At 63.5% G+C, this 17272-nt stretch carries 21 protein-coding genes; 15 read left to right on the forward strand and 6 right to left on the reverse strand.

Annotation, left to right across the window (positions count from 1 at the left end; genetic code table 11):
* Positions 1-74: 74 nt before the first annotated feature.
* Positions 75-707 (reverse strand): NAD(P)-dependent oxidoreductase, encoded by a 633-nt coding sequence (locus NKJ23_RS08005; protein ID WP_352679764.1) that lies wholly within the window; start codon positions 705-707, stop codon positions 75-77.
* 19 nt (positions 708-726) lie between these two features.
* Positions 727-1620 (reverse strand): methyltransferase domain-containing protein, encoded by an 894-nt coding sequence (locus NKJ23_RS08010; protein WP_352679766.1) that lies wholly within the window; start codon positions 1618-1620, stop codon positions 727-729.
* 129 nt (positions 1621-1749) lie between these two features.
* On the opposite strand from NKJ23_RS08010, the gene NKJ23_RS08015 reads away from it, so the two are divergent.
* Positions 1750-2646, forward strand: a complete 897-nt coding sequence (locus NKJ23_RS08015; protein ID WP_352679769.1) for a LysR family transcriptional regulator — start codon at positions 1750-1752, stop codon at positions 2644-2646.
* Between the two features lie 44 nt (positions 2647-2690).
* Here the strand turns inward: NKJ23_RS08015 and NKJ23_RS08020 are convergent, their stop codons facing one another.
* From NKJ23_RS08020 to NKJ23_RS08030, 3 genes are all read right to left on the reverse strand, one after another.
* Entirely contained in the window at positions 2691-2852 is a 162-nt protein-coding gene (locus NKJ23_RS08020; RefSeq protein WP_352679771.1) for a hypothetical protein, read from the reverse strand.
* Between the two features lie 82 nt (positions 2853-2934).
* Complete coding sequence (gene groL, locus NKJ23_RS08025; protein ID WP_352454323.1) at positions 2935-4554, reverse strand: chaperonin GroEL; 1620 nt, start codon at positions 4552-4554, stop codon at positions 2935-2937.
* A 100-nt stretch (positions 4555-4654) separates the two neighbouring features.
* A complete protein-coding gene (locus NKJ23_RS08030; RefSeq protein ID WP_352679774.1) occupies positions 4655-4993 on the reverse strand; it encodes a co-chaperone GroES in 339 nt (112 codons plus the stop codon).
* Between the two features lie 245 nt (positions 4994-5238).
* Here NKJ23_RS08030 and NKJ23_RS08035 point away from each other — a divergent pair, with 245 nt between their 5' ends.
* The 3 genes from NKJ23_RS08035 to NKJ23_RS08045 all read left to right on the forward strand — a co-directional run bounded on the left by NKJ23_RS08035 (position 5239) and on the right by NKJ23_RS08045 (position 5985).
* A complete protein-coding gene (locus NKJ23_RS08035; RefSeq protein ID WP_352454325.1) occupies positions 5239-5511 on the forward strand; it encodes a hypothetical protein in 273 nt (90 codons plus the stop codon).
* Positions 5508-5774: a DUF1488 family protein gene (locus NKJ23_RS08040; protein WP_352591915.1), complete on the forward strand. Its 267-nt coding sequence runs from the start codon at positions 5508-5510 to the stop codon at positions 5772-5774. The genes NKJ23_RS08035 and NKJ23_RS08040 overlap by 4 nt, the downstream gene beginning before the upstream one ends.
* A 61-nt stretch (positions 5775-5835) precedes the next feature.
* Positions 5836-5985 (forward strand): hypothetical protein, encoded by a 150-nt coding sequence (locus NKJ23_RS08045; RefSeq protein ID WP_352679777.1) that lies wholly within the window; start codon positions 5836-5838, stop codon positions 5983-5985.
* 75 nt (positions 5986-6060) lie between these two features.
* Here NKJ23_RS08045 and NKJ23_RS08050 read toward each other — a convergent pair whose 3' ends face one another.
* On the reverse strand, positions 6061-6315 hold the full coding sequence (locus NKJ23_RS08050; protein WP_352679779.1) for a hypothetical protein: 255 nt from the start codon (positions 6313-6315) through the stop codon (positions 6061-6063).
* A gap of 227 nt (positions 6316-6542) precedes the next feature.
* Between NKJ23_RS08050 and NKJ23_RS08055 the strand changes: the two genes are divergently transcribed.
* The 11 genes from NKJ23_RS08055 (at position 6543) to NKJ23_RS08105 (ending at position 17269) form a co-directional block, all read left to right on the forward strand.
* Positions 6543-6953: a DUF3168 domain-containing protein gene (locus NKJ23_RS08055; protein WP_352679781.1), complete on the forward strand. Its 411-nt coding sequence runs from the start codon at positions 6543-6545 to the stop codon at positions 6951-6953.
* A gap of 373 nt (positions 6954-7326) precedes the next feature.
* Positions 7327-7626, forward strand: a complete 300-nt coding sequence (locus NKJ23_RS08060; protein WP_352679784.1) for a hypothetical protein — start codon at positions 7327-7329, stop codon at positions 7624-7626.
* A 64-nt stretch (positions 7627-7690) separates the two neighbouring features.
* A complete protein-coding gene (locus tag NKJ23_RS08065) occupies positions 7691-8356 on the forward strand; it encodes a response regulator transcription factor (protein WP_352454330.1) in 666 nt (221 codons plus the stop codon).
* A gap of 10 nt (positions 8357-8366) precedes the next feature.
* Positions 8367-9794: an ATP-binding protein gene (locus NKJ23_RS08070; RefSeq protein WP_352454424.1), complete on the forward strand. Its 1428-nt coding sequence runs from the start codon at positions 8367-8369 to the stop codon at positions 9792-9794.
* Between the two features lie 121 nt (positions 9795-9915).
* Positions 9916-10350 (forward strand): RT0821/Lpp0805 family surface protein, encoded by a 435-nt coding sequence (locus tag NKJ23_RS08075; protein ID WP_352679786.1) that lies wholly within the window; start codon positions 9916-9918, stop codon positions 10348-10350.
* A gap of 223 nt (positions 10351-10573) precedes the next feature.
* A complete protein-coding gene (gene ccmI, locus NKJ23_RS08080) occupies positions 10574-11710 on the forward strand; it encodes a c-type cytochrome biogenesis protein CcmI (protein ID WP_352679789.1) in 1137 nt (378 codons plus the stop codon).
* Between the two features lie 3 nt (positions 11711-11713).
* On the forward strand, positions 11714-12157 hold the full coding sequence (gene ccmE / locus NKJ23_RS08085; RefSeq protein WP_023677821.1) for a cytochrome c maturation protein CcmE: 444 nt from the start codon (positions 11714-11716) through the stop codon (positions 12155-12157).
* Between the two features lie 14 nt (positions 12158-12171).
* Positions 12172-14160, forward strand: coding sequence for a heme lyase CcmF/NrfE family subunit (locus tag NKJ23_RS08090; RefSeq protein WP_352449040.1), 1989 nt, complete (start codon positions 12172-12174; stop codon positions 14158-14160).
* On the forward strand, positions 14157-14621 hold the full coding sequence (locus NKJ23_RS08095) for a cytochrome c-type biogenesis protein (RefSeq protein ID WP_084641257.1): 465 nt from the start codon (positions 14157-14159) through the stop codon (positions 14619-14621). The genes NKJ23_RS08090 and NKJ23_RS08095 overlap by 4 nt, the downstream gene beginning before the upstream one ends.
* 116 nt (positions 14622-14737) lie before the next feature.
* Positions 14738-16294: a Do family serine endopeptidase gene (locus tag NKJ23_RS08100; protein WP_352679792.1), complete on the forward strand. Its 1557-nt coding sequence runs from the start codon at positions 14738-14740 to the stop codon at positions 16292-16294.
* Between the two features lie 300 nt (positions 16295-16594).
* The gene (locus tag NKJ23_RS08105; RefSeq protein ID WP_352454335.1) at positions 16595-17269 is read left to right on the forward strand and encodes a response regulator transcription factor; all 675 of its coding nucleotides are present in this window, start codon (positions 16595-16597) and stop codon (positions 17267-17269) included.
* Positions 17270-17272: the final 3 nt, after the last annotated feature.

Here is a 17272-nt window from a genome sequence, read left to right on the forward strand (position 1 = left end):
CGTCCATTTTGGCGCTGCCTACAAGGGCGATGAAGCGGGAGGTTTGTCGAGGGGCAGACGGCTCCCGTGCGGCGTCAGCGCAGGACGCTGACTGCCCTGCGCGAGTAGGTGGTGTCGTCGAGCTGGGCGAGCATGAACGCCGCTACGTCGGCCCGCGCCAGTGTCGGCAGCAGCGACGCCGCCCGGATGCCATTGCCGTGGCGAAATTCACCCGTTGCCGCCCCATTGCTCAGCTTGGGGGGCCGCACGATGGTCCAGTCGAGATTGGATTGAACGATCAGGCTTTCCTTCAATTCGTGGTCCGCCACCTCATGGCGCAGCACCAATGGCGCGATGATGTTGCCCAACAGGGGGCCCAGTTGTCGCCGGCTGTCGCGAACGCCAAGGAATGAAAGATAGATGAGCCGTTCGGGGCCGGCCTGCTGCATCGCCGCGACGATGAAGCCGATGCCGGCAACGACGGCCGGATCGCGTTTCAGCGGCACGCCCACCCCAAGACAGCTGAAAACCGCATCATACCTAACAACGGCGCGTTCGACTGCCTGCCGATCGGCGACGTTTCCGACGATCACCTTCAGATTTTCGTGGCTGATGGCAAGCTTGCCCGGCGTGCGGACGAAGGCGGTCACCGCATGGCCCTTCGCCAACGCCGCCGAGACAAGCAGTCGACCCGTCGCACCGGAAGCGCCGAAGATCAGCAGTTTCATCGTCCGCTCCTGGAAACCGTTAGCCCCGCTTACGCCCGGCGACGAAGGCGACAGGCGCCCCGGTCGGGCCGGGCAGCAACCGGCTGTCGGCATAGCCGCTCTGATCGACCAGGTCCTGGGCTGCGCCCTTTTCAAAAACCGTGCCGCCCCACATTGTGGTGCGGAAGCGGGCGAGGGCGTCTCCCAGTGCATCCGGTCCAGGATTGACCATTGCCAGCAGCAGCCAGCCGCCGGGCCGCAACGCGGCGTGGCTGCGCTTGACGATGGCCCTGACATCCGGCTCGGGGATGAAGGCGCTTGGTACGAAAACAAGGTCGAACGCGTCCGTGTCCGCGATATCCTGGCCCAGCCCGGTGCGTAGTTCGATGCGATGTTCGAGCCCGGCTGCCCTGACGTTGGCAGCGGCCTGCGCGATGGCTTCAGGCAGGGGATCGACACCGACCGCCTTCAGGCCGGGCCATTGTCGCAGCATCGACACCGACAGGGCGCCGACGCCGACGCCGATATCCAGGAAGGCTGCGCCCGGTGCGGCGAGCCTCTCCGGCAAACCGGCCAGTTGTGGCGCGATCAGCCGCTTCAGCAACGCCGGGAAGCCAGATGAAACGTCGCCGAAGGCCTGGCGTAAACAGGCTTCCAGGGCCTCGACGCTTTCGGAGGAGCGCGACAGCAGCTTGCCACCTGAAAGCAGGTCGACCCGGATGCTGGCCAGCACCGGCGTAAGTTCGATGACGCCAGCACTTGCCACGACGTCGGAGGCGCCGAGTTCGGCAAGCACGGCCCCTGTGCGCCGGGCCACACTGCCCTCGAGTGGCGTGCCGGAAATACGCGCCTCCATCGCCAAACCGAGCGCCACCAACGCATTGGCCGACGTCGCGTGCCGCGCCACCATCGTTCGCAAACCTTCGATATCCATCGATCGCTTCCCTGAATTGGATCAGGCCTATTCTCGCGCGGACGTCAAATTCAGGCGATTTGCAATTTCCGGGCATGCTTGTGCAAAACTGCACAGGTGCGCGGCGAGGAATTGATCTAGACTAGGTTCGTGACCAAGACCGGCGAACCGGACTGGAACGATTTGCGCTACTTTCTCGCTGCCGCCCGCGCGGGAACGTTGTCGGGAGCAGCGCGCGTGCTCGGCGTGCGTCACACGACGATCAGCCGGCGCCTTGCTGCTCTTGAGGCGGCACTCGGGGTTTCGCTTGTCGTGCGAACGCGGCAAGGCATCGAGATCACGCCGCTTGGCCAGACATTGCTGCCGCTCGGTGATGACCTTGAACGTACCATGCAAGCACTGACGGCGCTTGTGCGTTCGGGCAAGAATAGCGTTCGGCTGGCACTGCCGTCGGGCTTCAGCCCCCTTTTTGCCGAGCGTATGGCCGGGTTCCATAAGGCCCACCCCGATATCAATCTTGAACTGACGAGCGGCAGCAGGCCCGTGGACCTGCAGCACGGCGAGGCCGACCTAGCGGTCAGGATCGGCACCATCGCCGACGACGATTTGATCGCGCAGAAGCTTTGTGTTGCGGGCTGGTCGATCTATGCGTCCCAGCGCTATCTCGACCGTCACCCGATGCCCATCGATCCTCGCCAGCTGGCCGGACACGAGATCATTGGATTTCACGCAAGCCTTGCCGGCGTCCCCGGCGCCAAATGGGTTGAGGCGCACGGCGCCGGCGCGACAATTGTCCTTCGCGTTGCCGAAATGACGGAAATGCTGGCGGCGGCTCTGAGTGGCGCCGGTCTGGCGGTAATGCCCTGCATGTTGGCCGAAGCTGAACCGCGGATGGTGCGCCTTGCCCCAGACATTCTCGGCAGTCATCCGGTGTCGCTCGTCTATCGCCGCGAAATCGGGGCGGAGGCGCCGGTGCGCGCCGTCATCCGCTTCGTTTCTACCATCATCAAGGACCGTGCCGCGCTGATCAGCGGCGAAGCGCGATAAGCGTCTGGTGCCGCGCTTGCGTGGGTGCCGAAGATTGGCAGTCGTCACATGGGACGCTTGTCTGCGATCTTTTTCGGGTCGCGGCCTACCATGCCGGCGTCGGCTTTCCTGTGCCTGTCGGCAAGCCTGCGAATGCGATCGAAGCGGCTTTCCTCGGCCACTTTGGTCTTCGCCGCTGCCTTTGGCTTCGGGACGAATGCGATCATGGATCGATCTCCTTGCCGATGGGGCGCGCCGGGGAAGAACCCCGGCGGCTGTCTTTTCAGGCTTGTTTCGGGCAGCTGCTGGTCAATAGCCCATGCCGCCGGTCGAAGCAGCGGCGTCCTTGGCCGAAACGTCGGTGATCATGGCTTCCGCAGTGATCAGGAGCGCCGCAATGGAGCCCGCGTCCTGCAGTGCCGTCCGCACCACCTTCGCGGGGTCGACGATGCCGGCCTTGATCATGTCGACATAGACCTCGTTCTGGGCATCGAAGCCCTGATTGTGGTCCTTGCCGTCGGCGAGCTTGCCGATGACGATCGAACCTTCGACGCCGGAATTCTCGGCGATCTGCCGGATTGGCGCTTCGAGCGCTCTCGACACGATCGAAATGCCCGCCGTCACATCGGCATTGGCTCCGGTCAGCCCGTTCAGCACAGCCTTGGCGCGCAGCAACGCGACGCCGCCGCCGGGAACGATGCCTTCTTCGACGGCCGCGCGCGTGGCGTTCAGCGCATCGTCGATGCGGTCCTTCTTTTCCTTGACCTCGGATTCGGTCGCGCCGCCGACGCGGATGACGGCAACGCCGCCCGCCAGCTTGGCGAGACGTTCCTGCAGCTTCTCCTTGTCATAGTCGGAAGTGGTTTCCTCGATCTGCGCCTTGATCTGCTGGACGCGCGCCTGGATGGTGGTCTTCTCGCCGGCGCCGTCGATGATCGTGGTGGTGTCCTTCTCGATCAGCACGCGCTTGGCGCGGCCGAGCATGTCTATGGTGATGTTCTCCAGCTTGATGCCGAGATCCTCGGAAATCATCTGTCCGGCGGTGAGCACGGCGATGTCTTCTAGCATCGCCTTGCGGCGGTCACCGAAGCCAGGCGCCTTGACGGCCGCTACCTTGAGGCCGCCGCGCAGCTTGTTGACGACCAGCGTTGCCAACGCTTCGCCCTCGACGTCCTCGGAGATGATCAACAGCGGCCTGCCGCTTTGCACCACGGCTTCGAGGATGGGCAGCAGCGCCTGTAGATTTCCGAGCTTCTTTTCGTGGATGAGGACGTAAGGGTCTTCCAGCTCGGCGCGCATCTTCTCGGCATTGGTGACGAAATAGGGCGAGAGATAGCCGCGGTCGAACTGCATGCCTTCGACGACGTCTAGTTCGGTTTCGGCGGTCTTGGCCTCCTCGACGGTGATGACGCCGTCATTGCCGACCTTGTCCATCGCCTTGGCGATCATGGCGCCGACGCTGGTGTCGCCATTGGCGGCAATGGTGCCGACCTGCGCGATCTCGCCTGAGGACTTGACCTTCTTGGCGCGCGCCTGGATTTCCTGGACGACGGCGCTGACGGCAAGGTCGATGCCGCGCTTGAGGTCCATCGGGTTCATGCCGGCGGCAACGAATTTGGCGCCCTCGCGCAGGATGGAAGCGGCAAGCACTGTGGCGGTGGTGGTGCCGTCGCCGGCGAGGTCGTTGGTTTTCGAGGCCACTTCGCGCACCATCTGTGCGCCCATGTTTTCGAACTTGTCGGAAAGCTCGATTTCCTTTGCCACGGCCACCCCGTCCTTGGTGATGCGCGGCGCGCCGTAGGCCTTGTCGATGATGACGTTGCGGCCTTTGGGGCCGAGCGTCACCTTGACGGCGTTGTTGAGGATTTCGACGCCGCGCAGCATGCGGTCACGCGCGTCGGTGGAGAATTTGATTTCCTTGGCAGACATGATCTTTTCCGGTTCGGTTGTCGTGGCAAGGCGCTTGCAGCGCCTGAATCAAAGCTCGGAGCGTCCTTTGCGCGCGCGGGAGGGCGCGCGGGCCTTCCAATCAGGCGGCCTTCTTGGCAGCCACGGTCTTGCCGATGATGCCCATCTCGCTTTTTTCGATGATGCCCATGATGTCGGCCTCCTTCATGATCAGAAGGTCCTCGCCGTCTATCTTGACCTCGGTGCCGGACCATTTGCCGAAAAGAATGAGGTCGCCGGCCTTGACGTCGAGCGGGATCAGCGCGCCGCTTTCGTCCCGCGCGCCCGGCCCGACAGCGATCACTTCGCCTTCCTGCGGTTTTTCCTTGGCATTGTCGGGGATGATGATGCCGCCCTTGGATTTGGTGTCGCTTTCGGCGCGCCGAATGACGACGCGATCGTGGAGTGGCCGGAATTTCATGGGGACTCTTTCTGGGGCCGGCTTAGGCGGCCGCCCCCTCTCTATAGGCGCCTTGGCACTCGATTGATAGGAGTGCCAAAAAAATATTCATAGGGCATATAAAATATTGAACGTATTATCTTGCCTGGTCATGCCCTGGTGTTCGGGTCTTGCGGAATATTAATGAAATTGAATTTCTGTCTTTGAACACCTATTTTACGATGAAGTTCACATTCATGACTTTCGCTTCAAGGGAGATTTTACCGATGGCCGAAGGCAATCAGAACATCATGGAAAAAGCTCAGGCTCGCTTCATGGAAAATCAGAAGAAGACGGCGGAGCGGAACAAAGCAACTGCCGAATATCTCTCGGAGGCCAAGGCGAGGAGCATCAAAACGGCAAGGCTGAGGGAATTGCGACTGGCCAAGGAAGAGGCGGACCGCGCGGCGGAAGCTCTGAATCCGGTCGCACCAAAGAAGAAGCGGGCGTCGCGGACAGTCAAGAAGGCCGTATCTGCATCGACGGAGGCCAAATCATGAGCCTGACATTTCCCAACCCCAGCCGCAGCTACGACGAGGCAAGCAAACGCATTCGCTTCGTTGGCCATGACGGCATGTTCCAGATTTCCTTCTCTGTCGCAACCGATGCCATTTCCAAGATGCAGCCGGGAACGGCGGCTTCAGAAGCTACCTATCTGGCGGCCTTCGACACGGCTTCCAGCTCAATTCATGACGTCGCCAGGAATGCCTATGCCCGTACCCGCAGGAGCATGTACGTGCTGACTGCAGCCGATTTTCGCTAGATCCTTCCAGATCGCTCACAGGACGGTTGCTCAGGACTTGCGGTCCGCCTTGGCTCGCCGCTTGACGTCGCGACTGTTCCAGCCGGTCGACCATCGCGTCTGCATCGCGCGTATTCATGCCAACCATGAGCTGATGCTTGAGCTCGACCGGCTGGCCGGTGAAGACGTCGAGACGGTCCAGCTGTGGGGATGCTCCATGCGCAGTGCGTAGCGGTTTGCCATCCTGGCGTCCTTTGGTTTCCGCCCGATCGATGAATGTCGCTCGATCAGGCCTGGGCGATCTCGGTCAGGCCTGGGCGATTAAGAATACTGCCGCTAGGACAAGCTCCGTCCACAAAACGACGGACAGTTTCAAGGCCAGGCTACCGTGCTCCGAGAGCATCTCCCGAGTGCGGCTCACCAAGCTCTTGATGGTCATCGACATAGTCGTCGCCGCAATCGCGACCGGCGGCGCCTTGACCCCAAGCTTTCCGAAAACAGGCAGCAGCGATGGCTCGCGCACGAAACCGACCTCGAATGTTTGGAAACCAGACATCTTCATAGCACCGTTCTTTCAAACTCCATGCATGCAAATGAATTCGCGGGTTGGCATCACCCTAAAGGGCGTCCGTGATGCGAAACGTCGCCGGTTCCAGGAGCAGGCTTATTCCCGAGGTCACGAAGGTTCATAATCCGCATGAGACGCGCTGATTCGCGCTTTGCCGGGATGCCTTCATGCAACGCAGCTACGCAGCCGGGAGGTCGACGCGACGGGCGAAGGGAAAGACGATGACCGCGCCGGCCGTCGAATTGCAGAGGGCCATATTCGAGGCAGTGAACGGCGATCCCCACCTGTCGGCGGCACTGGGCGATGCAAGATTGTTCGACCATGCGCCGGAAAATGTTGCGTTCCCCCACATGACCTTCGGCCGCACCAGCGTCTACGATGGGGCAACGGGGATGGAGAACGACGCAGAACAGTTGCTGACGTTGCATGTCTGGTCGAAATCAGAGGCCAGCAAGGAAACCAATGACATCATGGACCTTGTTAGCACCCGCCTGCGCGATACGGCTCTCTCGCTCGGCGAACATCGCCGCGCCTACCTCAAGCTCGAATTCGCCGAAGCCCGCTACGACGAGGACCTTTCGGCCCATCACGGGCTGCTGCGCTTCCGCGCCGTGATCAAGGACGAGGGCTGACCACCGGGCACTTTTTGCAAATCGGGCAATTTTGTTCTTGCTTTGTGCCGGCAGCTATGCTACTAATTCCCCTATGGTGCTGATGGCGCCAGCGACCCGCCGCAGAGGCGGGTTTTTTGTTTCAGGTTCGGTTCGCCTGAACTGCCATCGGTTGCCTTGGGCCGGATGCTTCGTCCTCCCAAATGGTCCTGCCCGCCAGATGATGCCGGTTGTCGGCGAAGGATTGGAGGGCTAGGTTAAACATTGGCGATTTCGCGGAGCCGGGCGGCGAAATGGCAATCCGGTAATCTCGCGCTTCAGGGGTGTGGCGGGCATGCATTCGAGCGTTCACCGTTCATATCACGTTCAGCACCGGCGCGTTAGAACGCTGACCATGAACATCCTTCGCCCCCACTTCCGGACCGCGGCACTGGCGCTCGCAGCCGCCGGTCTGCTTGCGTCGCAAGCGATGGCGATCCCCGCTGTCGTGCCCGAGCAGCCGCAGCCGGTCGTCCTCGCCGCCTCCGACTGCTACGCGATCGGCCAGCAGGTGGCCGAGCAGAATGGCGGCACCCTGGCCAAAGCCTCGCAGTCGACACGCGGCGGCCAGCCGGTCTGCATCATCGTCGTGCTCGTTCCGGGCAAGGAAGGGCAGCGTCCGCGTCGCTCGGAGATCGTCGTTCCGCTGAACTGAACCGTGCCGTTTCCCAGTCTGCCGGAATCGGCCTATATCTGACCAGCTTCAACAGGCCTCCCGCATGCGCGTACTCGTCGTCGAAGATGACAAGGATCTCAACCGGCAGATCGGCGATGCACTGGTCGATGCCGGCTATGTCGTCGACCGCGCTTTCGACGGCGAGGAAGGGCTTTTTCTCGGCGACACCGAGCCCTACGATGCCGTGGTGCTCGATATCGGCCTGCCGCAGATGGACGGCATCAGCGTGGTCGAACGCTGGCGGCGCGGCGGCCGCAAGATGCCGGTGCTGATCCTGACGGCACGCGACCGCTGGAGCGACAAGGTTGCCGGCATCGACGCCGGCGCCGACGACTACGTCACCAAACCCTTCCACATCGAGGAAATCCTGGCCAGGGTGCGGGCCTTGATCCGGCGTGCTGCCGGGCACGCTTCGTCCGAACTGACCTGCGGGCCGCTCCGCCTCGACACCAAGGCCTCCAAGGCCGACGTCGACGGCGTGCCGCTGAAGCTGACCTCGCACGAATTCCGCTTGCTTGCCTATTTGATGCACCACATGGGCGAGGTGGTGTCCCGGACCGAGCTGGTCGAGCATCTCTACGACCAGGATTTCGACCGCGATTCCAACACGATCGAGGTCTTTGTCGGACGGCTTCGCAAGAAGATGGGCATCGACATGATCGAAACTGTTCGCGGCATGGGCTACCGCATGCGTAAGCCGGAGGCGTAACGCGGAACCGCTGCCTACAAAACCCGCCGTCTCGAACACGCCGTCGCTGCGGTCATGGCCGCGTTCGGTGGCGTTTCGCGTCATCGCCTTTTCCACGGTCTGGGCGATCCTCACTCTGGTCGTCATCTTCACCTTGATCACCACGCTCTATCGCCAGGCCAGCGAGCGCGGTTTCGACAGCCTGCTTTCGGCGCATCTGTTCAACCTGATCGGCTCGGTCGGCGTTTCTGAAAGCGGCCAATTGACCGGCGCCCCCGACCTTGGTGATTTGAGGTTCTCGGAACCGAATTCCGGCTGGTACTGGTCGGTCGAGCCTGCCTCGGAAGGCGTGCACGGCGATCTCCATTCGTCGTCGATGACCAAGGCGATCCCGTCGCCAAGCGTTGCCGAGGTGCCCTTCAATGCCAGCTTCCAGCGCAGCTATTCAGCGGACGGCATCGAAGGCGAGCAGTTGGAGGTGTTCGAGAGCGAGTTCGTGCTCGATGCGAAAAACCGCGCCGCGCGCTTCCGCGTCATGGGCAACCAGACCGAGCTCGAGCAGGAAATCGCCACCTTCCAGCGGCGCCTTTTGACCTATCTGTCGCTGTTCGGCGTCGGCATGATCGCCATCAATGCGATTGCCATCCTGCTCGGCCTGCAGCCGCTGCGCCGGGTCAGGAATGCGCTTGCCATGGTGCGCGAAGGAACCGCGCAGCGCCTAGACGGCCGTTTCCCGGCCGAGATCGAGCCGCTCGCCAACGAGACCAATGCGCTGATCGAGAACAACAGGCGTATCGTCGAGCGGTCGCGCACGCAGGTCGGCAACCTGGCTCACTCGCTGAAGACGCCGCTTGCCGTGCTGCTCAACGAGGGACGGGCGCTGGGTGGCGCCAAGGGCCAGCTGATCGCCGAGCAGGCCGCTTCCATGCAAAAGCAAGTGGACCATTATCTGCAACGTGCCCGCGTCGCCGCGCAGCGCGACAGCGTCGTCTACCGTACGCCGGTGGCGCCGCTGGTCCAGCGCATGGTTCGGGTGCTGCAGAAGCTCAACCCGCAGACGGCGCTGTCGCTCTCACTGCCGGCCACCGACATCGTCTTTGCCGGCGAACGCGAGGACCTGGAGGAGCTGCTCGGCAATCTGCTCGACAATGCGATGAAATGGGCAAGGAGCGCGGTCGCCGTTTCGGTCAAGCCAATCTCCAGCAAGGGTGGCGCTGGCACGGAAGGCGCAGCCAACCTGTTCGAGATCAGCATCGAGGATGACGGCCCCGGCATTCCCGACGACAAGGCGCGCGAGGTGTTGCAGCGCGGCCGGCGTCTCGACGAGACAAAACCGGGCAGCGGGCTCGGACTTGCCATTGTCGCCGACCTTGTCAACGAGTATGGAGGCTCCCTGGCGCTGGAACGATCCGTCATGGGTGGATTGAAGGCGATGGTTCGATTGCGGAGCCTTCAGTAATGCTTTTCCAGATTGCTTTTCCAGGTGGCCGGCTGCGGCCAAATTTCCGACAAACATCGACATTATGGCCGCGCCAGCTGCTGACAGCGCGGCGGTCCAGCTCAAGAAAGCCGGTATTGGCATGAAGATTCGCGTCGCGCTCGTTTCCGCCCTGCTCGCCGTCTCCGGCTGCACAACGCTCGGCAAGGGCCCGGCCGTTTCGGTGACGCCGGCCGCGACGCCCCCCAGCGGCGCCAAGGTGGCGACGACGATCATCTCCGCCATGGGCGGCGGCCTCGTCGGCGGCTCTATCGGCGCCGGCCTGAGTGAGACCGAGAAGCGCAGCGCGCTCGAGGCGGAATACAAGGCGCTTGAATACACGGCGAGCGGCCAGAAAGTGGCTTGGAAGAGCGACGGTTCGGCCCATCGCGGCGAAGTGGTCGCCGCCCAGCCCTATCGCGTCGGCTCGCAGGACTGCCGGCAATACACCCATACGGTGTTTACCGGCACCGCCGGCGCCACCGCGCGCGGAACCGCGTGCCGCAATGCCGACGGCAGCTGGACGCCGCTGACGTAGCTGGCCGGCCGTCGATCCGCCGATTCCGGTCCGGCACTAAAGCGCGTCGCGTTCGACCGGCCTCATGCGACGCGCTTTAGGTTCTTGTTTTGATGCATGGTCGTTATCGCAAAACCGCTGCACACTTTTGCGCGACATGCATTATCGATCGGAGCGGCCCCCGCCAAAGCGTCGCAGCACGCTTGTGTTGGCAGGGCAAGGGTCTCGTTCTATTGGAAGAGCCATGCTGTTCTGGGTCATAGCCGCAATCCTGACGCTGGGCGCAAGCCTGGCGGTGCTGCTGCCGTTGGCCGGCGGATCGAAGAACGCGTCCGCTGCCGGCGATCACGACCTTGAAGTCTATCGCGACCAGCTGGCCGAGCTTGACCGCGATATGGCGCGTGGCCTGATCCAGCCAATGGAGGCCGAAGAGGCACGCGCCGAAATCGCCCGCCGCATCCTTCGCCTGAGCAATGCCGGCCACGCCGACGACACGGCGACCCAGCCGTCGCGGTCGACAAGGCTGGTGGCGACGGCGGCCGTGCTGCTGGTTCCGCTGGTCAGTTGGGGCCTCTATGGCCAGCTCGGCTCACCCGACCTGCCGTCGCAGCCGCTCAGCGAACGCCTGGCCAAGAACCCCGCCGACAGTTCGGTCGACGAGCTGATAGCCCGCGCCGAGGCGCACCTGGCGGCCAACCCATCCGATGGCCGCGGCTGGGACGTGCTGGCGCCGGTCTATCTGCGCATGCAGCGATACGCCGATGCGGTGACCGCCTATCGCAACGCCATCCGCCTCGACGGCGACAGCGCCGCCCGCCAGGCGGGTCTTGGCGAGGCGATCGCCAATGCGGCCGGCGGCATTGTCTCCGCCGAAGCGCAGGCGGCTTTCGAGGCGGCGTTGAAGCTCGATCCGGCCAATCCGAAGGCCTCGTTCTATCTCGCCATGGGCATGGCACAGGAAGGCCGCATAGCTGAAGCCACGGCGGCCTGGCAAAAGATGCTTGCCGCCTTGCCGCAGGGCTCGCCGTGGCGCGGCGCCGTCGAGCAGGCGCTGGCCGAATCCGCCGCCCGCAGCGTCGCTTCGGAGGCGCCCGCGAAAGGGCCGACCGCCGAGGATATCGATGCTGCCTCCTCGATGTCGCCGCAGGACCGGCAAGCCATGATCAGCACCATGGTTGCCGGCCTCGACGAAAGGCTTCGGCAAAATCCGCGCGACGAGGAAGGGTGGATGCAGCTCGTTCGTTCCTATGCCGTGCTGGGCAAGACAGATCAGGCGCGTGATGCGCTCAATCGCGGTATCGCCGTCTTTGGCGCGGACAGCGACCAGGCCAGGAAATTCACCGCCTTTGCCGCCTCGCTTGGCGTGACGGCGACGGAGTAGACGATGACGCGCAAGCAGAAACGACTGTCGGTGATCGCAGCGGGGCTGGGGTTTCTCGGTGTTGCCACGGGGCTGACCTTCTATGCGCTTGGCCAGAAGGCCTCCTATTTCTACATGCCGGCCGATCTGGCCACCGCCAGCCTTCAGCCGGGCCAGCGCATCAGGCTCGGCGGTCTCGTCGAAAAAGGCACGGTCGAGCGTAGCCAAGGCGCCACCGTCGCCTTTTCGGTGACCGACAACCAGAAGGACGTCAAGGTCACCTATACCGGCATTCTTCCCGACCTCTTCCGGGAAGGACAGGGCGTGATCACCGAAGGCTCGTTTGGCCCTGACGGAATCTTTGTCGCCGACAGCGTGCTGGCCAAGCATGACGAGACCTATATGCCCAAGGAAGTGGCCGACGGCCTCAAGGCCAAGGGCGTATGGCAGGAGAGCAAGAGTGACTAGCGGGTGCGGTGACAATGGTTGAAACCGGACATTTCGCCCTGATCCTGGCGTTTGCGCTGGCCCTGGTGCAGACGATGGTGCCGTTGTTCGGTGCGCGCACCGGCAACCACAAGATGATGGCCGTCGGCGCACCGGCCGCGCTGACCGGCTTTGCCTTGACGGCGCTGTCTTTCGTGGCGCTGACAACCGCCTACGCCGGCTCCGACTTCTCGGTTGAGAGCGTCTGGGAGAACTCGCATTCGCTGCAGCCGCTGATCTACAAGATCACCGGAACCTGGGGCAATCACGAAGGTTCGATGCTGCTCTGGGTGCTGATCCTGACGTTCTTCGGCGCGCTCGTCGCCGTCTTCGGCGGCAATCTTCCGGCGACGCTCCGGGCCAATGTGCTTGCCGTGCAGGGAGCGATCGGCGCCACTTTCTTCCTGTTCATCCTGACGACGTCGAACCCGTTCGTCAGGCTCAATCCGGCGCCTATCGAGGGCCGCGATCTCAACCCGATCCTGCAGGACCTCGGCCTCGCCATCCATCCGCCGCTGCTTTATCTCGGCTATGTCGGTTTCTCGATCTGCTTTTCCTTCTCTGTCGCTGCCCTCATCGAGGGCCGCATTGACGCTTCGTGGGCGCGCTGGGTAAGGCCGTGGACATTGGTTGCCTGGATGTTCCTCACCGGCGGCATCGCCATGGGCTCCTACTGGGCCTATTACGAGCTCGGCTGGGGCGGCTTCTGGTTCTGGGATCCGGTCGAGAACGCATCCTTCATGCCGTGGCTGGCGGGCACGGCGCTGCTGCATTCGGCGATCGTCATGGAAAAGCGCTCGGCGCTGAAGATCTGGACGCTGCTTCTGGCGATCCTGACCTTCTCACTGTCGCTGCTCGGCACCTTCCTGGTGCGTTCCGGCGTGCTGACCTCGGTGCACGCATTCGCCACCGATCCGACGCGTGGCGTGTTCATCCTCTGCATCCTGACGCTGTTCATCGGCGGCTCGCTGGCGCTGTTTGCCTTGCGCGCCTCCCGGCTGACGGCCGGCGGCCTGTTTCACCCGATCTCGCGCGAAGGCGCGCTGGTCCTGAACAATCTGTTCCTGACCACCGCCACCGCCACCGTGCTGGTCGGCACGCTCTACCCGCTCGTCGTCGAAGCCCTGTCTGCCGACAAGATTTCGGTCGGCGCGCCGTTCTTCAACCTGACATTCGGCCCGCTGATGGTGCCGTTGCTGGTCGTCGTGCCGTTCGGGCCGCTCCTCGCCTGGAAGCGCGGCGACATTTTCGCCGTCGCCCAGCGCCTGATGGCGGCTTTCGCGGCGGCGCTGCTCGCCGTGCTGGTGACGGCCCTGTTCATCGATGGCGCTTCGGTGTTGGCGGCACTCGGTGTCGGCCTTGCCTTCTGGCTGATCTGCGGCGCGCTCACCGATCTCGCCGTCAAATCCGGCTTCGGCACCGTCGTGCCCGCCACCATGCTCAGGCGCTTCGCCGGCCTGCCGCGCTCGGTCTTCGGCACAGCGCTTGCGCATCTCGGCCTCGGGCTGACAACGCTCGGCATTGTCGGCACGCTTTGCTTCGGCACCGAAAAAATCTTGGCGATGCATGCCGGCGAGACCGTCGAACTGTCCGGCCACAAGCTGCGCTTCGAGGGGCTCTATCCGGCCCAGGGGCCTAACTACAGTGAGGATCGCGGCCGCTTCGCCCTGCTAGGCGCCGACGGCAGCGTCGCAGGCGAGATCACCTCGGCCAAGCGCTCATATCCGGTGCGCCAGATGACCACAACCGAATCCGGCATCAGGACGATCGGCTTCAGCCAGCTCTATCTTTCGCTTGGCGACGAGGGCAGCGATGGCTCTGTGGTCGTTCGTCTGTGGTGGAAGCCGCTGGTGACGCTGATCTGGGGCGGCGGACTGGTGATGATGGCGGGCGCGGCGATGTCGCTGCTCGACCGCCGCCTGCGCGTCGGCGCACCGTCGCGCCGCAAGGCTGCGGCCGGCGTGCCATCGGCGAGCCCGCAATGAAAAGGGTCACGCTGGCCTCGCTGGTCCTGCTGCTGGCGCTGTTGTTCGCCGGCGCCGCGCAGGCGGTCAAGCCCGACGAGGTGCTCGCCGACCCGGCACTCGAGGCGAGGGCGCGCGCTTTGTCGGAAGGCCTGCGCTGCATGGTCTGCCAGAACCAGTCGATCGACGAGTCCGATGCCGACCTCGCCCGCGACCTGCGCATCCTTGTGCGCCAGCGCCTGGTCGCCGGCGATACCGACCGGCAGGTGATGGACTATGTCGTTTCGCGCTACGGCGAATTCGTGCTGCTGAAGCCACGCTTCAATCTGCGCAATGTTTTGCTCTGGGGGACGCCAGTTCTTCTGCTGCTCGTTGGCGGGACATTCATCCTGCTGGCCGCCCGTTCGCGCCGTTCGACGGTGACCGCTGCATTAACTGCCGAGGAACAGGCGGCGCTGGACAAGATGCTCCGCCGCGATTGATCGATACATTACGAAAGTTTCATGTACCGGAAATGGCGCCGTAATGTGCGGCCCTCTATTTCCTTTGTCGAGGATGCCAATCAAGGGGCGTCCCTTGAAAAGAGGATACGAGAACCATGAATGTTGCCCCCAATTCATATCTACGCACCCGCAAACGCCTTCTGGCCGCAGCCGCATCCCTGGCCATTGCCGGCGCGATCGGCTTTGGTGCTGTTGCCACCGGGACAGCCCCGGTGCTGGCCGACGCCGTGCGTGTCGAGGCACCGCAGGTCCCGAGCTTCGCCGATGTGGTCGAGCGCGTTTCGCCGGCGGTCGTCAGCGTGCGCGTCAAGGCCAAGATCCAGTCGACGGCCGATGACGGTTCCGGCCAGATGGACGACGAGGACGGCTTAGGCAATCTTCCCGACAACCCGCAGCTGCGCCGGTTCTTCCGCGAATTCCGCGGCTTTGGCGATCAAGGCGGCGATCAGGGCCCGAACGGAATGCGCCGTTTTGGACACCGTGACCGCAACAACGACCAGCCGCGGCCGGTGGCGCAAGGGTCCGGTTTCTTCATCTCCGATGACGGCTATCTCGTCACCAACAACCATGTCGTCGAGGAGGGCACCGCCTTCACCGTGGTGACCAATGACGGCAAGGAACTCGACGCCAAGCTGATCGGCACCGATCCGCGCACCGATCTTGCCGTGCTCAAGGTCGATGACGGCAGCAAGTTCACCTATGTCGACTTCGCCGATGATTCCAAGGTTCGCGTCGGCGACTGGGTGGTGGCTGTCGGCAATCCGTTCGGCCTCGGCGGCACGGTTACCGCAGGCATCGTTTCGGCCCGCGGCCGCGATATCGGCGCCGGCCCCTATGACGACTTCATCCAGATCGACGCCTCGGTGAATCGCGGCAATTCGGGCGGCCCGACCTTCAACCTCAACGGCCAGGTCGTCGGCATCAACACCGCGATCTTCTCGCCCTCGGGCGGCAGCGTCGGCATTGCCTTCGACATTCCCGCTTCGACCGCCAAGCAGGTCGTGCAGGATCTGATGAAGAACGGTACAGTCCAGCGCGGCTGGCTCGGCGTCGAAATCCAGCCGGTCACGCCCGAAATCGCCGAGTCGCTTGGCCTTGGGTCCGGCAAGGGCGCGCTCGTTGCCAGCGCGCAGGACAACGGTCCCGGCAAGAAGGCCGGCATCACCGCCGGTGAGGTGATCACCCAGGTGGACGGCAAGGACGTTGCTTCGCCGAAGGAACTCGCCCGTCTGATCGGTGCTTACCCGCCCGGCAAATCTGTCGATGTCACGGTGTGGCGCAACGGCAAGAGCGAGGCGGTTAAGGTCGATCTCGGCAAGCTGCCGTCGAGCGACAAGCAGGCCTCGGCCGACCAGCAGCCTGCCCCCGCGCCGAAGACCGACACGCTCGCCGATCTCGGCCTGACCGTCACCAAGTCTGACGATGGCAAGGGCCTTGTGGTGACCGATGTCGACCCCGACAGCGATGCCGCCGATCGCGGCATCCAGCCCGGCGACGTCATCACCTCCGTCAATTCGGCGGAAGTGAACGGCACCGGCGACGTCGACAAGGCGATGGCCGACGCGGTGAAGTCCGGCCGCAGGGCGGTGCTGATGCAGATCACCCGCGACGACAGCAACCGCTTCGTCGCACTGCCTGTCGCCAAGGGCTGACGACCGGTTCGACTTTTCCGGTGCGGCGGTTTTCAACACCCCCGAGCCGCCGCACGGGAAAGCAAGGGCCTGAATACGCTAGTCAGTCATCGTGTTCCGCCCCAGCGGCAGCGGGCTTCCCATCGCCCGCTGCCGCTCGAACATGCCGCTCAAGGCGTGAAGCAGTTTTAGGCTACGACATGCTAAAACAAAGACTTACCGCGTATCCCTGAATCACTTTGTTCGCGATACGCCATGGAGAAGGCCACGATGCATATGCCGGCCACTCAATCTTCCAGCGAAATCGCGTATAACGGTTCTATGAAGATTCTCGTCATAGAAGACGATCGCGAGGCAGCCGACTACCTGCAGAAGGCGTTCGCCGAGGCCGGCCATACCGCCCATGTCGCCGGCGACGGCGAAACCGGCTTCGCGCTCGCCGATTCCGGCGACTATGACGTCATGGTCATTGACCGCATGATGCCGCGCCGCGACGGCCTGTCGGTCATTGCCGGGCTCAGGTCCAGAGGCAATACGACGCCCGTGTTGATCCTGTCGGCGCTCGGCGAAGTCGACGACCGGGTCACCGGTCTGCGCGCCGGCGGCGACGACTATCTGACCAAACCCTACGCCTTTTCCGAACTGCTCGCCCGCGTCGAGGTGCTGAACCGCCGCGCTAGCGCCAGGGAAGCCGAAACCGTCTACCGGGTGGGTGATCTCGAACTCGACCGGCTGTCGCACTCGGTGCGCCGCGCCGGGCGCGAGATAACGCTGCAGCCGCGCGAGTTCCGCCTGCTCGAATATCTGATGCGCCATGCCGGCCAGGTGGTGACGCGCACCATGCTGCTCGAGAATGTCTGGGACTACCATTTCGATCCGCAGACCAACGTCATCGACGTTCATATCTCGCGGCTGCGGGGCAAGATCGAGAAGGGCTTCGACAAGCCGATCCTGCACACGGTTCGCGGCGCCGGCTACATGCTGAAAAGCGGCTAGAAC

Source organism: Mesorhizobium sp. M0184, assembly GCF_040322215.1.
GTDB lineage: Bacteria > Pseudomonadota > Alphaproteobacteria > Rhizobiales > Rhizobiaceae > Mesorhizobium.

Bases quoted from the DNA above. Each gene is read 5' to 3' on its own strand.
- ccmE (WP_023677821.1), top strand. From the start codon at position 11,714: ATGACGCGCAAGCAGAAACGACTGTCGGTGATCGCAGCGGGGCTGGGG.
- NKJ23_RS08005 (WP_352679764.1), bottom strand. From the start codon at position 707: ATGAAACTGCTGATCTTCGGCGCTTCCGGTGCGACGGGTCGACTGCTT.
- ccmI (WP_352679789.1), top strand. From the start codon at position 10,574: ATGCTGTTCTGGGTCATAGCCGCAATCCTGACGCTGGGCGCAAGCCTG.
- NKJ23_RS08095 (WP_084641257.1), top strand. From the start codon at position 14,157: ATGAAAAGGGTCACGCTGGCCTCGCTGGTCCTGCTGCTGGCGCTGTTG.
- NKJ23_RS08090 (WP_352449040.1), top strand. From the start codon at position 12,172: ATGGTTGAAACCGGACATTTCGCCCTGATCCTGGCGTTTGCGCTGGCC.
- NKJ23_RS08055 (WP_352679781.1), top strand. From the start codon at position 6,543: ATGACCGCGCCGGCCGTCGAATTGCAGAGGGCCATATTCGAGGCAGTG.
- NKJ23_RS08010 (WP_352679766.1), bottom strand. From the start codon at position 1,620: ATGGATATCGAAGGTTTGCGAACGATGGTGGCGCGGCACGCGACGTCG.
- NKJ23_RS08100 (WP_352679792.1), top strand. From the start codon at position 14,738: ATGAATGTTGCCCCCAATTCATATCTACGCACCCGCAAACGCCTTCTG.
- NKJ23_RS08020 (WP_352679771.1), bottom strand. From the start codon at position 2,852: ATGATCGCATTCGTCCCGAAGCCAAAGGCAGCGGCGAAGACCAAAGTG.
- NKJ23_RS08105 (WP_352454335.1), top strand. From the start codon at position 16,595: ATGAAGATTCTCGTCATAGAAGACGATCGCGAGGCAGCCGACTACCTG.
- NKJ23_RS08050 (WP_352679779.1), bottom strand. From the start codon at position 6,315: ATGAAGATGTCTGGTTTCCAAACATTCGAGGTCGGTTTCGTGCGCGAG.
- NKJ23_RS08065 (WP_352454330.1), top strand. From the start codon at position 7,691: ATGCGCGTACTCGTCGTCGAAGATGACAAGGATCTCAACCGGCAGATC.
- NKJ23_RS08030 (WP_352679774.1), bottom strand. From the start codon at position 4,993: ATGAAATTCCGGCCACTCCACGATCGCGTCGTCATTCGGCGCGCCGAA.
- NKJ23_RS08035 (WP_352454325.1), top strand. From the start codon at position 5,239: ATGGCCGAAGGCAATCAGAACATCATGGAAAAAGCTCAGGCTCGCTTC.
- NKJ23_RS08060 (WP_352679784.1), top strand. From the start codon at position 7,327: ATGAACATCCTTCGCCCCCACTTCCGGACCGCGGCACTGGCGCTCGCA.
- NKJ23_RS08040 (WP_352591915.1), top strand. From the start codon at position 5,508: ATGAGCCTGACATTTCCCAACCCCAGCCGCAGCTACGACGAGGCAAGC.
- groL (WP_352454323.1), bottom strand. From the start codon at position 4,554: ATGTCTGCCAAGGAAATCAAATTCTCCACCGACGCGCGTGACCGCATG.
- NKJ23_RS08075 (WP_352679786.1), top strand. From the start codon at position 9,916: ATGAAGATTCGCGTCGCGCTCGTTTCCGCCCTGCTCGCCGTCTCCGGC.